The 11,835-nt window shown below is 51.6% G+C and carries 14 protein-coding genes; 10 read left to right on the top strand and 4 right to left on the bottom strand.

Features of this window, described 5'->3' with window-relative positions; translation table 11 throughout:
• Positions 1 to 87 precede the first annotated feature (87 nt).
• Genes truA through HMPREF3027_RS01015 form a run of 4 tightly spaced genes read right to left on the bottom strand, consistent with a single transcriptional unit; the run spans position 88 to position 3,907 of the window.
• Positions 88 to 864, bottom strand: coding sequence for a tRNA pseudouridine(38-40) synthase TruA (gene truA, locus HMPREF3027_RS01030; protein WP_070706386.1), 777 nt, complete (start codon positions 862 to 864; stop codon positions 88 to 90).
• Positions 857 to 1,333 (bottom strand): 23S rRNA (pseudouridine(1915)-N(3))-methyltransferase RlmH, encoded by a 477-nt coding sequence (locus tag HMPREF3027_RS01025; RefSeq protein WP_070706385.1) that lies wholly within the window; start codon positions 1,331 to 1,333, stop codon positions 857 to 859. Before HMPREF3027_RS01025 ends, truA begins: the two co-directional genes overlap by 8 nt.
• Complete coding sequence (locus HMPREF3027_RS01020; protein WP_246830500.1) at positions 1,333 to 2,460, bottom strand: endonuclease/exonuclease/phosphatase family protein; 1,128 nt, start codon at positions 2,458 to 2,460, stop codon at positions 1,333 to 1,335. The genes HMPREF3027_RS01025 and HMPREF3027_RS01020 overlap by 1 nt, the downstream gene beginning before the upstream one ends.
• On the bottom strand, positions 2,441 to 3,907 hold the full coding sequence (locus HMPREF3027_RS01015) for an aminoacyl-histidine dipeptidase (protein WP_021902523.1): 1,467 nt from the start codon (positions 3,905 to 3,907) through the stop codon (positions 2,441 to 2,443). Before HMPREF3027_RS01015 ends, HMPREF3027_RS01020 begins: the two co-directional genes overlap by 20 nt.
• A gap of 157 nt (positions 3,908 to 4,064) precedes the next feature.
• Here HMPREF3027_RS01015 and HMPREF3027_RS01010 point away from each other — a divergent pair, with 157 nt between their 5' ends.
• From HMPREF3027_RS01010 to rsxA, 10 genes are all read left to right on the top strand, one after another.
• Complete coding sequence (locus HMPREF3027_RS01010) at positions 4,065 to 4,292, top strand: hypothetical protein (protein WP_246830499.1); 228 nt, start codon at positions 4,065 to 4,067, stop codon at positions 4,290 to 4,292.
• Positions 4,293 to 4,322: 30 nt separating this feature from the next.
• Complete coding sequence (locus HMPREF3027_RS01005; RefSeq protein WP_070706383.1) at positions 4,323 to 4,958, top strand: OmpH/Skp family outer membrane protein; 636 nt, start codon at positions 4,323 to 4,325, stop codon at positions 4,956 to 4,958.
• 90 nt (positions 4,959 to 5,048) lie between these two features.
• Positions 5,049 to 5,525 (top strand): preQ(1) synthase, encoded by a 477-nt coding sequence (gene queF / locus HMPREF3027_RS01000; RefSeq protein WP_070706382.1) that lies wholly within the window; start codon positions 5,049 to 5,051, stop codon positions 5,523 to 5,525.
• Between the two features lie 695 nt (positions 5,526 to 6,220).
• Positions 6,221 to 6,631, top strand: a complete 411-nt coding sequence (locus HMPREF3027_RS00995) for a SoxR reducing system RseC family protein (protein ID WP_070706381.1) — start codon at positions 6,221 to 6,223, stop codon at positions 6,629 to 6,631.
• Positions 6,632 to 6,688: 57 nt separating this feature from the next.
• Positions 6,689 to 7,540 carry a Fe-S cluster domain-containing protein gene (locus HMPREF3027_RS00990; RefSeq protein ID WP_018028418.1) on the top strand — a complete coding sequence of 284 codons (852 nt, stop codon included), beginning with the start codon at positions 6,689 to 6,691 and terminating at the stop codon, positions 7,538 to 7,540.
• 37 nt (positions 7,541 to 7,577) lie between these two features.
• Complete coding sequence (gene rsxC, locus HMPREF3027_RS00985) at positions 7,578 to 8,912, top strand: electron transport complex subunit RsxC (RefSeq protein ID WP_021903815.1); 1,335 nt, start codon at positions 7,578 to 7,580, stop codon at positions 8,910 to 8,912.
• A 21-nt stretch (positions 8,913 to 8,933) separates the two neighbouring features.
• Entirely contained in the window at positions 8,934 to 9,929 is a 996-nt protein-coding gene (locus HMPREF3027_RS00980; RefSeq protein WP_070706380.1) for an RnfABCDGE type electron transport complex subunit D, read from the top strand.
• Positions 9,929 to 10,513 (top strand): RnfABCDGE type electron transport complex subunit G, encoded by a 585-nt coding sequence (locus tag HMPREF3027_RS00975; protein WP_070706379.1) that lies wholly within the window; start codon positions 9,929 to 9,931, stop codon positions 10,511 to 10,513. The genes HMPREF3027_RS00980 and HMPREF3027_RS00975 overlap by 1 nt, the downstream gene beginning before the upstream one ends.
• Positions 10,514 to 10,527: 14 nt before the next feature.
• The gene (gene rsxE, locus HMPREF3027_RS00970) at positions 10,528 to 11,127 is read left to right on the top strand and encodes an electron transport complex subunit RsxE (RefSeq protein WP_018028414.1); all 600 of its coding nucleotides are present in this window, start codon (positions 10,528 to 10,530) and stop codon (positions 11,125 to 11,127) included.
• 6 nt (positions 11,128 to 11,133) lie between these two features.
• On the top strand, positions 11,134 to 11,706 hold the full coding sequence (gene rsxA, locus HMPREF3027_RS00965) for an electron transport complex subunit RsxA (protein ID WP_018028413.1): 573 nt from the start codon (positions 11,134 to 11,136) through the stop codon (positions 11,704 to 11,706).
• Positions 11,707 to 11,835: the final 129 nt, after the last annotated feature.

Genomic DNA, 11,835 nt, shown 5'->3' with positions numbered 1-11,835 from the left:
CAAAGGCTAAAAAGAGCACCCGAGGGTGCGGCGTCCGACTTGTCTGACCTGTCTGACTCGTCCGATTAGGCACCCTCCCCCCCCTGATTAGGTGGCTTGGAAGAGGAGGGTGCCGAGGAGGTGGGGTGGGTAGGTGACCGCCTCTAGGCGGAGACCGGTGGCGGGAGCGGTATTGAAGGGGTACTCGTCGTCGGCACGCTCTAGGATCGCCGCAAACTCCTCGGGGGTGAGGTTGCCCATCCCCACCTCTTGGAGTGTGCCTACGAGTGCCCGAACCATACTTCGGAGAAATCGATTGGCCGTCACCTTGAAGACCCATTCCCCATCGCCCAAGTCCTGCCAATCCGCTTGGGTGACGGTGCAGAAGTGGTTGGTGACGTCGGAGTGCTTCTTGGCAAAGGAAGAGAAGTCGTGCCGACCTAGGAGCTTACTTGTAGCCCGATTCATCTGCTCAAAGTCGAGCGGAGTGGTCACCAGCGTATGGTACTTCCGCCGAAATGGGCTAGGGTAGAGGGTGAGGTAATAGCCGTAGCTCCGACTGGTGGCACTAAAACGTGCGTGAAAGTCGGGGGCAACACTCTGCAACTTCAGAATCAATATATCGGGCGGAAGGAAGCGATTGAGCCGAAAGATCGCCTCTGGAAGTCGCTCCCCTATCTCCTCGCTCACATCTAGGTGGGCGACCATTGAAGTGGCATGAACCCCCGTATCGGTTCGCCCCGCCCCCACCACCTTAATCGGTTGTCGGAGGATGGTCGAGAGCCGCTCCTGTAGCTCTCCCTGCACCGTACGGCCATTGGGTTGCTCTTGCCAGCCGACAAAGTCGGTGCCATCGTATTGTAACTCAATCAGAAATCTACTCATGGTGATAAGGGTGGTTGTGGATAATCGTATAGGCTCTGTAGACTTGCTCAATGAGGAATAGGCGCACCATCTGATGATTAAAGGTGAGACGGCTCAAGGAGAGACGCTCCGGATAAGCTTGGTAGATCTCATCGGAAAAACCGTAAGGTCCACCGATCACCAGTACCAGTTTGCGTGGCACCGTCATCTGCCACCCCTCCACCATCTTAGCGAGTTGCAGGGAGGTCGGCTCCTTGCCCCGCTCATCGAGTAGCACCACCTGGTCCTGCGGACCTATCGCAGCCTTGATCAGCCGCCCCTCCTCCAGCTTCTGCTCCTCTTGGCTCAGCCGCTTTCGGTTCTTCAGGTCCGGCAGCTCCTCCACCTCTATCGGCACAAAGCGAGAGAGGCGTCTCTGGTACTCCCGCATCAGTTTCTGTATCTCCGGGCTATCCGTTTTGCCCACAAAGAGTAGTTTGATCCCTTGCATCAGTATAAGTCTATATATATAGGTAAATGGTCGGAGTAGCCCCCAGTGTAATGCATGCCGAGGTAAGTGCGATGGAGGTGCTTCCCATCCTTCGTCAGTAGCTCCGGGTGCGAAAAGATCTTCTGGCGTCGCTCCCTCAGTAGTGGCTCCTCTCCGAGAAAAAGCCCCCCTGATACGATGATTTGGTCGGGTAGCCACACCTCCTTCCCAAAGCGATGCGTCCCCTTACCCCCATTATAAAGTGGATAGGCGAGATTGTAGAGAAAGCGCTGCTTAGGTTGGGTGTTGTGCTCAATGCCCCCCGCTCTGAGTGCCCGTCGCATTGAGGGATCAGAGGGGTTGTCATTAAAGTCGCCCATCACCACCACATAGCGGCTAGGCTCCTCCTCCAGCAGATGGTCGATGAGCTTCCGCACCTTGGCATTCACCCGCTCCCGCTTCCGCGAAGTAGCTCGTACCCCTCCGCGTCGGCTCGGGTTGTGCATCACAAATAGCTCCAGCTTTCGCTCTGTAGCTCTGTGCTCCAGCGTCACCCACAGCGTATTTCGTCCACTTCCACCTGCCTCGCTTGGTGTGCGAGGGTCTTGACCTAGAGGGAAGCAGTCGGTCGCTCCGTAGTGCGGAATCTCGTATGCCTCAATATAGGCAAACCGCTTTTGGTCCCATAGGAGTGCCACATCCACACCACGAGGGTCAGAGCCATTCGTCACCACATAGTCGTACGCCACCGAGCTAAGCGTCGGATGCTTCACGAGGTCCCGTATCACGTCACTATTCTCCACCTCCACCATACCAATCAGCGAGGGGAATCCCCACTCCCCCACATTGCTGATCACCCATGCCAGGTGCTCGCACTTGCGTCGGTACCGCCCCTCAGTCCAATGGTAGACGCCTTCGGGGGTAAAGGCATCATCATCGGTGAGTGGGTCATCAATCGTATCGAATAGATTTTCTACATTATAAAACATCATACGCCCGATCGTCTCCTTGCTATTCGTCCCCTCTTGAGCTGATAGGGGAGGGACTACAAAAGCACTTAATAGCCACAAAGCCACCACCAGCACGAAGGCTTGTGGTGGCTTTGGATAGCTAATTGTAAATATCGGTTTACGCCTTGCGTGGTGCATTCTTGAGGATCGCTAGCAGATGCTTCCACCACATCTCTACCGTCTTCAGCTCCAGACGCTCCTCTGGGGAGTGTACATCACGCATCGTAGGACCAAAGGAGAGCATATCTAGGTGTGGGTACTTCTCCTTGAAGAGACCGCACTCCAGACCTGCGTGGATCGCCATGATCTTTGGATCCTTGCCGAATAGGTCGTTGTAAGTTCTCTTTGCTACCTCCATAATCTCCGACTCAGGGTTAGGCTCCCAACCTGGATATCCGTCACGCTCCGATACATAAGCACCCGAGAGGTCAAATACCGCAGTCACCATATCCCCTACCATACGCTTAGCACTCTCTACCGAGCTACGCTGGCTAGTCTCTACATAGATTACAGGGTATCCCTCCTCACTCTCGATCATCTTCACCGAAGCGAGGTTATTAGAGGTCTCCACCAATCCCTCAATGGTGTGGCTCATGCCGAGTACGCCGTGAGGACAAGCGATCAGAGCATTGATCAGGTTGGCAGAAGTCTGAGCGTCGATGCACCACTTAGGTTGCTCCGTAGTAGAAGCACGCACCTCTACCTCTGGGTCTACCGCCTTCAGCTCATTATGAATTTCGCTAGAGAAAGTATTGATCCAAGCTGCTACCGGCTCACGGTCACTTGGGTCAATACCGATCACCGCATGTGCCTCACGAGCAATCGCATTGTGGAGGTTACCGCCTTGGATACTACCCAATACATAGTCCACATCATCAGCCAGGCCATAGAGAGCACGAGCAAGGATCTTCACCGCATTGCCCCTACCTAGGTGGATATCACCACCCGAGTGACCACCTCTCAGACCGCTCACCTTGATCTCAATATAGGTGAGATTGGGGTCGGTATATGCAGGCTCATAGTAGTACTCCGCCATGGTACCCATACCACCAGCACAGCCTACAAACATCTCTCCTTCGTCCTCGCTATCGAGGTTGAGGAGGATATCGCTATCAAAGAAGCCCTTCTCCACATTCATCGCACCGGTAAGCCCAGTCTCCTCATCTACAGTGAAGAGTGCCTCGATCGGACCATGCTCAATATCATCACTTGCCAATACAGCTAGCTGAGTAGCTACGCCGATACCATTGTCGGCACCCAGTGTCGTTCCCTCTGCCTTGAGCCAGCCATCCACAATCTTGGTGCGGATTGCATCCTTCTCAAAGTCAAACTCCACATCATTATTCTTCTCGCATACCATATCAATATGGCTCTGCATAATGATGCTCTTGCGGTCTTCCATCCCCTTGGTAGCCCCCTTCTTCATCACTATGTTACCCACCTTATCCTTGTGGTATTCAATATTGTGCTCCTTGGCAAAGTTCTCAAGATAAGCGATCATCTTCTCCTCCTTCTTGCTTGGGCGAGGAGTCTTGGTGATCTCGTCAAAGTACTTAAAGACAATTTTTGGTTCGTGTGTTGTCATACGTCTTACGATTATATTATGATTGTTCAATAATTCATTTCAGTGGTAAAGATACCCTTTTCTCTCCTAATAGAGGAGCGGATATGTGTAAAAAGACTTAAAACCTTTGCGGCTGTTGATAAATAACTTACCTTTGTATCCGTTAAATCTTTGAGAAATGATGATAAAGATACTACTCATAACGCTCGTAGTCGTTGCTATATGCGTCCTACTCCTTGGAGTGAGGGTCTTCTTCACCAAGCGTTGGGGCTTCCCAAATACACACGTAGAGGGCCAGCCAAAGCTTGAGGAGCAGGGGATCACCTGCCACCGCCACCAGCACAAAGATGCAGTGCGGCACCAGAATCTCTTCGACCGTGTAGCCAAGGATGAGCGTATACAGTAGTTGCACACTTTAATTACCGATTTAGTAATAATGATGATCAAATCCAACACCCTATCAGCACTCACGCTAGCCCTCGTGCTAGCTTTGGCCACCATCAGTTGTAATAAGAGTGACCAGCAGAGCAACAACCAAGCTACAGCTACCCCAGTAGGCGATGGTACCATTGCACGTCTCCCTATAGCTTATGTAGACCTTGATAGCCTGCTCGCCAATTACAAGTATGCCAATCAAGTACAGGACGAGCTGATGCGCGAGATGGAGAGCCGCCAAGCTACTTTCAATCAAAAGCAGCGTAACTTTGAGAGCGAGGCTAGGGAGTTTCAGCGTAAGGTGGAGAATAATGCCTTCTTCGATCAAGGACGTGCACAGCGCGAGCAGGAGCGCATCATGAAGCTACAGCAGCAACTCCAAGAGCTGAGCCAAAAGCTACAGGTGGAGCTGATGCAGCTAGAGGCCGATAAGATGCAAGCCCTCTCCGACACCATCATGGCACATGTACAGCAGTACAATAATGAGGTGGGTAAGTACCAGATGATCCTGAGCAATAAGGCCCACGATAATATCCTCTGTGCCGATAAGAGCTACGACATCACCACTCAGGTGACTAAGTACCTCAACGACCGCTACACTCCTGCTAAGAAGGAGGAGACCACCGAGAAAAAGTGATAGAGAGGAGATCTCCACTATAAAGTAATACAAGGAGCCACACCTCAATCTGATAGCTGAGGTGTGGCTCTATATATACCAATTAAATATATGAAAGAGCAAGCAACAGAGCAAGAGCTACGCCAATCCCTCTCCCTACTCGGGAGTGGCAGCACCAAATACCCTACAGAGTACGATCCTACCGTTCTGGAGACCTTCGAGAATAGGCACCCTGGACGAGACTACTGGGTGAAGTTCAATTGCCCAGAGTTTACCAGCCTTTGCCCTATCACCCACCAGCCCGACTTTGCCGAGATCATCATCTCCTACATCCCCGATATCAAGATGGTCGAGAGTAAGAGCCTCAAACTCTACCTCTTTAGTTACCGCAATCATGGTGACTTCCACGAGAATTGCGTCAACGTCATCCTCGACGACCTTGTGAAGCTAATGGACCCACGCTACATCGAAGTGACCGGTATCTTCACCCCACGAGGTGGCATCTCTATCCACCCCTACGCCAATTACGGTCGCCCCGGCACCAAGTTCGAGCAGCTCGCCCTCGACCGCCTCGCCAACCACCAGTAAGCCCCATGTCGGGGGGCCTAGTCGGGGGGGTGCCTTATCGGACAGATCGGACAAGTCGGACAAGTCGGACAAGTCGGACAAGTCGGACAATCCCCTATCTACCCCCATCTAGCGCGACGTCCGACCTGTCTGACTTGTCCGATCTGTCCGACTTGTCCGATAAGACGCCCCCGATAAAGATCCCCATCTTCCCGAGGGGTTTTCTTCTTAATAAACACACCCATAGATTTTCTCCTTGGAGCAGGGCAAAAGTTGAGTTGCAACTAAGCGATTGGCGAGTTGCAACTAAGCAAACGGCGAGATGCAACAAAGCAATTGCTTAGTTGCATCTCAGTTTTTGCTCAGATGAGCGTCCTGATTATCAGAGAGTTACAAAAGCTCTTCTCCGACCGTTTTCCCCGCCACCTCCAATAGTTGGTTTCCTCATCGGACAGGTCGGACAATACCCTATCTCCCCCTATTCGGTGCGGCGTCCGACTTGTCCGATTAGGCACTCCCTAAAGGGCTCTTTGCGATGCTTTTGGGGTGATTACGGAAATCATTCGTCATTGTATTTTAGGAGGCGTTGTATTTTTTTTGTACTTTTGCTACAGTTTGGTCATAAGGAGAGCTGAACCCTCTACTCACCGACCTTGTAGAGGAGAGATAAAAAGGCTACGCGACTTAACAACAACCTATAACGACACACCTACATTATGGACTGCAAAGAGGGGACAATTAGTCAGATAAAGGACGATAGGATCGTGGTGCTCATAGAGCGTCGCTCGGCCTGTAGTGCTTGCCACGCTCGTGGCGCTTGTCTCTCTTCGGATAAGGACGAACAGTTGATTGAGGTCTCGGATTACCCCCTCGGAGTGCAGGTGGGTGATCGGGTTCGCTTGATCCCAGCTAAGGGGGGGAGCCCTCTGAAGGCGGTGCTCTTTGCCTTTGTGATACCGATTATCCTCTTGGCAGTGCTTTCCATCGGGATGAATATGGCGGGGGTGAGTGAAGAGATCCTATTGGTATCGCTTGTGGGGGTGCTTTTGCTTTATGCGGGACTCCTGAAGTTGTTGGGTGGCTATTTCGACCAGACGTTTAAGCTCCGTGCGGAGTTGGTGAAGTGAATGTATGGTGGCGGTAGTATGCCACAGCGAATTATATATATCAATAAGCAATAAGTTATGATAGTGACGATTCTGTTCCTTGCCATTGTAGGTGCCCTTGCAGCCCTGCTTCTCTTCGTGGTCTCTAAGAAGTTCCACGTAGAGGAGGACGCTCGTATTGAGCTGGTGAATGAGGCGCTCCCTGGTGCTAACTGTGGAGGGTGTGGCTATCCTGGCTGCTCTGGCTTTGCACGTGCCTGTGTGGAAGCGGAGTCGATGGAGGGGCTATTTTGTACCGTAGGTGGTAATGATACGATGCTCAAGGTGGCTGACATCTTGGGGCGTACTGCGGTAGAGGCGGAGCCCCAACTAGCGGTGGTGAGGTGCAATGGTACCTGCGATGCCCGCCCCAAGGTCAATCAGTATGATGGAGCTAGTAGCTGTGCGATAGCGGCAGCGACCTATGGCGGTGAGACGGGCTGTACCTTTGGCTGTCTCGGCCTAGGCGATTGTACTCTGGCGTGTGGCTTTGATGCGATCAAGATGAATCCGCTTACGGGACTGCCTGAGGTGGATGAGGAGCGTTGTACTGCCTGCGGTGCCTGTGTGAAGGCTTGCCCAAAGATGATTATTGAACTCCGCAAGAAGGGACCTAAGGGCCGCCGTGTCTTTGTCTCTTGCGTGAATAAGGAGAAGGGTGGTGTGGCTAAGAAGGCGTGTGATAATGCCTGTATCGGCTGCTCGAAGTGCTTCAAGGAGTGTAAGTTTGAAGCGATCACCATTGCTAATAACCTTGCTTATATTGATCCCAATAAGTGCCGTCTCTGCCGCAAGTGTGTAGAGGCGTGCCCTACTGGAGCGATCCACGAGATCAATTTCCCTCCCCGCAAACCTAAAGCGGAGCCTGTAGTGGAGGCAGCGGAGGCGTGATCAGTACGAAATATAGATACCTTATATATATAGGAGTATGTTGAAGACATTTAGAATCGGTGGTATTCATCCACCAGAGAGGAAGCTCTCTAGCGACCGTCCGATAGAGGAGCTACCTATGCCAGAGCGTGTCCGTATCCCGCTTGGTCAGCATATTGGTGCACCTGCCGAGGCACTTGTGAAGCGAGGCGACACGGTGAAGGTAGGTACCCTTATCGCCAAGGCTGGCGGTTTTATCTCGGCCAATATCCACTCGAGTGTATCGGGCGTGGTGGAGAAGCTGGAGGAGGTGGTGGATGCCTCGGGTTATCCCAAGACCGTCATCACTATCAAGACCGATGGCGAGGACACGTGGGAGGAGACTATTGACCGCTCACCCGAAGTGATCCGAGAGGTGACGATGAGCCCTGAGGATATTGTGGCTCGTATTCAGGAGTGTGGTATCGTGGGTATGGGAGGTGCTACCTTCCCAACCAATGTGAAGCTACTGCCCCCTAAGGGAAGCCAACCAGAGGTGGTGATCATCAATGGTGTGGAGTGTGAGCCTTATCTAACTGCCGACCACCGGCTGATGCTGGAGCGTGGTGAGGAGCTCTTGGTGGGGCTCTCTATCCTGATGAAGGCCGCTGGGGTATCAAGAGGTGTGATCGGTATTGAGAATAATAAGAAGGATGCGATACAGCACCTCACGGAGCTAGCGAAGTCTTTTGCGGGGATTGAGATCCAACCGCTCAAGGTGAAGTACCCACAAGGTGGCGAGAAGCAGCTGATTGATTCGGTGCTGAAGCGCCAGGTGAAGAGTGGTCAGCTACCTATTACGGTGGGGGCCATTGTGCAGAATGTGGGGACAACCCTAGCTGTCTATGAGGCGGTACAGAAGCACAAGCCACTCTTTGAGCGCATTGTGACGGTAACGGGAGTGGACCTTCCGAAGCCCTCCAACTTCCTCGTACGTATCGGCACCAGTTCGGCTACGCTGATTGAGGCGGCCGGCGGTCTTCCTGAGTCGAGTGGCAAGATCATCAGTGGTGGTCCTATGATGGGTAAAGCCCTGGTGACTGATGATGTGCCTATTGCCAAGGGTAGTAGCGGTATCCTAGTTTTGAAGAAGGAGGAGACTGCACGTAAGCCAATGCGTAGCTGTATCCGCTGTGCTAAGTGTGTACACGCTTGCCCTATGGGGCTCAATCCTGCCTTCTTGATGAGAGATACGGTATTTAAGGATTGGGAGGTATTGGAGAAGAATCATGTGGTGGACTGTATTGAATGTGGCTCTTGCAGCTACAGCTGTCCAGCTAATCGACCATTGCTCGACCATATCCGCCAAGGTAAGCGGACGGTGATGGGTATTATGCGAAGCCGTAAGTCCTAAACGAATATAAGTAATAGAGATATGTCAACTAGTCATAAACTACTCGTATCACCCTCACCACACATACATAGTGGCGACTCGATTGAGCGCAATATGTATGATGTGATCATTGCATTGATTCCTGCACTGGCGGTCTCCTTTTATTTCTTTGGATGGGGCGCCTTTGTGGTGACGCTTACTTCTGTGGTCGCTTGTATGCTCTTTGAGTGGCTGATCAGTTGCTTCTTGATGGGGCGTAAGGAGCTAACTATCTTGGATGGTTCGGCGATCCTCACGGGTCTCCTACTGGCGCTCAACGTGCCCTCTACTCTTCCTTTATGGATCATCGTTATCGGTGCCTTGGTGGCGATTGGTATCGGCAAGATGTCGTTCGGTGGCCTTGGGAGTAATATCTTCAACCCTGCTATCGTGGGTCGTGTGATGCTACTCATCTCCTTCCCAGTGCAGATGACTAGCTATCCGATGCCTAGGGGCATGGAGGCTACATTGGATGCTACCTCTGGTGCTACTCCATTGGCGATTGCTAAGGGGGTGGTACGTGGGTCGGAAGGCTTTACGATGGATAAGCTCCCTAGCTTGGTGGATAACCTCCTCGGCTCTGTGGGTGGTTCGCTAGGTGAGGTGAGTGCGGTGGCACTGCTGATTGGATTTGCCTACCTGCTGATTCGCAAGGTGATCACTTGGCACATTCCAGTAGCCATTATCGCTACGGTAGCTATCTTTGCTGGCATTATGAATCTCGCCAACCCTGAGGTCTATGCAGGTCCTCTCTTCCATATCCTAAGCGGTGGCTTGCTACTCGGTGCTATCTTTATGGCGACTGACTATGTCACCAGCCCTATGAGCAATAGCGGTATGCTGCTCTACGGAGTGATGATAGGTATCATTACGATGCTGATCCGTCTCTTTGGTGCCTACCCCGAGGGGATGTCGTTTGCGATTCTCTTTATGAATGGTATCGTGCCTATTATCAATAGGTATATGCCACCTCACCTCTTTGGAAAAGCTAAAAAGTGATGAAGAAGTTACAATCAACCTTACCCAATATGCTGCTATCGCTTACGATTATAGCAGCAGTGGCAGCAGCTTTGCTCGCCTTTGTATACGAGACTACTAAGCCGGTGATTGACGCCTCCAAGACGGAAGCCCTCAAGGCTGGTATCGCCAAAGTACTTCCCGAGGGCTATGACAATGACCCCTACGAGGAGCGGGTGGAGATGGATGAGTATGTCCTCTATCCTGCACGCCAAGGTGATCAATTGATCGGTGTGGCGGTGAAGAGCTTTACCAATAATGGCTTTGATGGCTTTATCAGCGTGCTGGTCGGAATGGATATGGAGGGCAATATCATCGACTACGCTGTGCAGGAGCAGAGCGAAACCCCTGGACTGGGCAGTAAGATGGAGGAGTGGTTCCGCACGGAAGGAACTGCGAGAAGTGTGCTAGGTGCCAATCTAGCGGAGCCAATTAAGGTGTCGAAGGATGGCGGTAGCGTGGATGCCATTAGTGCTGCAACGATCTCGAGCCGTGCTTTCTTGGAAACCCTCAATAGCGCCTACAGTGTGATGCAACAAGCCATCGCCGATGGTCAACTAAAGTAAATGTGTGAGTGACTATGAAGAAATTACAGATATTACTCAATGGACTGATTAAGGAGAATCCTACGCTGGTATTGCTCCTAGGTATGTGTCCGACACTTGGTACCACCTCTAGTGCCAATAACGGTCTGGGAATGGGGCTGGCAACAACGTTTGTGCTGATCTGCTCCAACATGGTGGTGGCCTCGGTGAAAAAGCTGATCCCCGATGCGGTACGTATCCCAGCCTATATTGTGATTATTGCGGCTTTTACCACATTGGTGCAGATGCTTTGCGAGGCTTATGTGCCTGCACTCTATGCATCGCTCGGTATCTTCTTACCTCTGATCGTGGTGAACTGTATTGTGCTAGGTCGTGCGGAGTCTTTCGCAGCTAAGAATAATGTGTTTGATTCGGCACTTGATGGAATCGGTATCGGTCTTGGCTTTACTATCGCTCTGACCATTATTGGATTTGTGAGAGAGGTGCTGGGCTCTGGCCGTGCTTTTGACCACGTCCTTTTCCCTGAGGAGTATGGGGCACTGGTATTTGTGCTGGCTCCTGGTGCTTTTATCGTGCTAGGCTTTGTGATTGGAATTAAGAATGCGATTGACCGCAAACGCAATAAGACAGCTTAACGACTTATGGAATATTTACTACTATTTATCAGTGCGATCCTAGTTAATAACGTCGTATTCTCACAGTTCTTGGGGATTTGCCCCTTCTTGGGTGTTTCTAAGAAGCTGGATACTGCGGTGGGCATGGGTGCTGCGGTGACCTTTGTGGTGACCATTGCGACACTCGTGACTTATGCGATTCAGAAGCTGGTGCTAGACCCCTACGAGATAGGGTATATGCAGAATATTGCCTTTATCCTAGTGATTGCCTCAGTGGTGCAGATGCTTGAGATGATTCTGAAGAAGATCTCTCCCGCTCTATTCCAAGCACTCGGTGTATTCTTGCCTTTGATTACTACTAACTGTATGATCCTAGGTGTGGCGATTACGGTGATCCAAAAGGACTTTAATCTAGGGGAGTCTATCGTCTATGCTATTGCTACCGCTATTGGTTATACCATGGCGATTGTGATCTTTGCAGTGATTAGGGAGCAACTGGCGAAGACCAATGTGCCTGCTCCGCTTGCTGGTATTCCTATCGCCCTTGTAACGGCTGGCATCTTGGCGATGGCCTTTATGGGCTTTGCTGGATTGGTATAAGCCACCTATCAACTAAGAAATAAAGTGGACGCCTTGGGATAGACTATCTCAAGGCGTCTTTTTACATAGTTTGAGGACCCCGGCAGAGGGGTCCCTGCTAAATAGGCACAGGTCGGAGGGGCGTTAGCC

It is taken from the genome of Porphyromonas sp. HMSC077F02 (assembly GCF_001815465.1).
Taxonomy (GTDB): domain Bacteria; phylum Bacteroidota; class Bacteroidia; order Bacteroidales; family Porphyromonadaceae; genus Porphyromonas_A; species Porphyromonas_A somerae.
The sequence above is the reverse complement of the archived record's forward strand: the minus strand, read 5'-3'. Positions and strand labels throughout refer to the sequence as shown.

What these genes read in the sequence shown, in the direction of transcription:
- HMPREF3027_RS01005 (WP_070706383.1), top strand. Translation starts at nt 4,323, where the DNA reads ATGATGATCAAATCCAACACCCTATCAGCACTCACGCTAGCCCTCGTG.
- HMPREF3027_RS00975 (WP_070706379.1), top strand. Translation starts at nt 9,929, where the DNA reads ATGAAGAAGTTACAATCAACCTTACCCAATATGCTGCTATCGCTTACG.
- HMPREF3027_RS00990 (WP_018028418.1), top strand. Translation starts at nt 6,689, where the DNA reads ATGATAGTGACGATTCTGTTCCTTGCCATTGTAGGTGCCCTTGCAGCC.
- HMPREF3027_RS01010 (WP_246830499.1), top strand. Translation starts at nt 4,065, where the DNA reads ATGATGATAAAGATACTACTCATAACGCTCGTAGTCGTTGCTATATGC.
- truA (WP_070706386.1), bottom strand. Translation starts at nt 864, where the DNA reads ATGAGTAGATTTCTGATTGAGTTACAATACGATGGCACCGACTTTGTC.
- HMPREF3027_RS01020 (WP_246830500.1), bottom strand. Translation starts at nt 2,460, where the DNA reads ATGCACCACGCAAGGCGTAAACCGATATTTACAATTAGCTATCCAAAG.
- HMPREF3027_RS01015 (WP_021902523.1), bottom strand. Translation starts at nt 3,907, where the DNA reads ATGACAACACACGAACCAAAAATTGTCTTTAAGTACTTTGACGAGATC.
- HMPREF3027_RS01025 (WP_070706385.1), bottom strand. Translation starts at nt 1,333, where the DNA reads ATGCAAGGGATCAAACTACTCTTTGTGGGCAAAACGGATAGCCCGGAG.
- rsxA (WP_018028413.1), top strand. Translation starts at nt 11,134, where the DNA reads ATGGAATATTTACTACTATTTATCAGTGCGATCCTAGTTAATAACGTC.
- queF (WP_070706382.1), top strand. Translation starts at nt 5,049, where the DNA reads ATGAAAGAGCAAGCAACAGAGCAAGAGCTACGCCAATCCCTCTCCCTA.
- rsxC (WP_021903815.1), top strand. Translation starts at nt 7,578, where the DNA reads ATGTTGAAGACATTTAGAATCGGTGGTATTCATCCACCAGAGAGGAAG.
- HMPREF3027_RS00980 (WP_070706380.1), top strand. Translation starts at nt 8,934, where the DNA reads ATGTCAACTAGTCATAAACTACTCGTATCACCCTCACCACACATACAT.
- HMPREF3027_RS00995 (WP_070706381.1), top strand. Translation starts at nt 6,221, where the DNA reads ATGGACTGCAAAGAGGGGACAATTAGTCAGATAAAGGACGATAGGATC.
- rsxE (WP_018028414.1), top strand. Translation starts at nt 10,528, where the DNA reads ATGAAGAAATTACAGATATTACTCAATGGACTGATTAAGGAGAATCCT.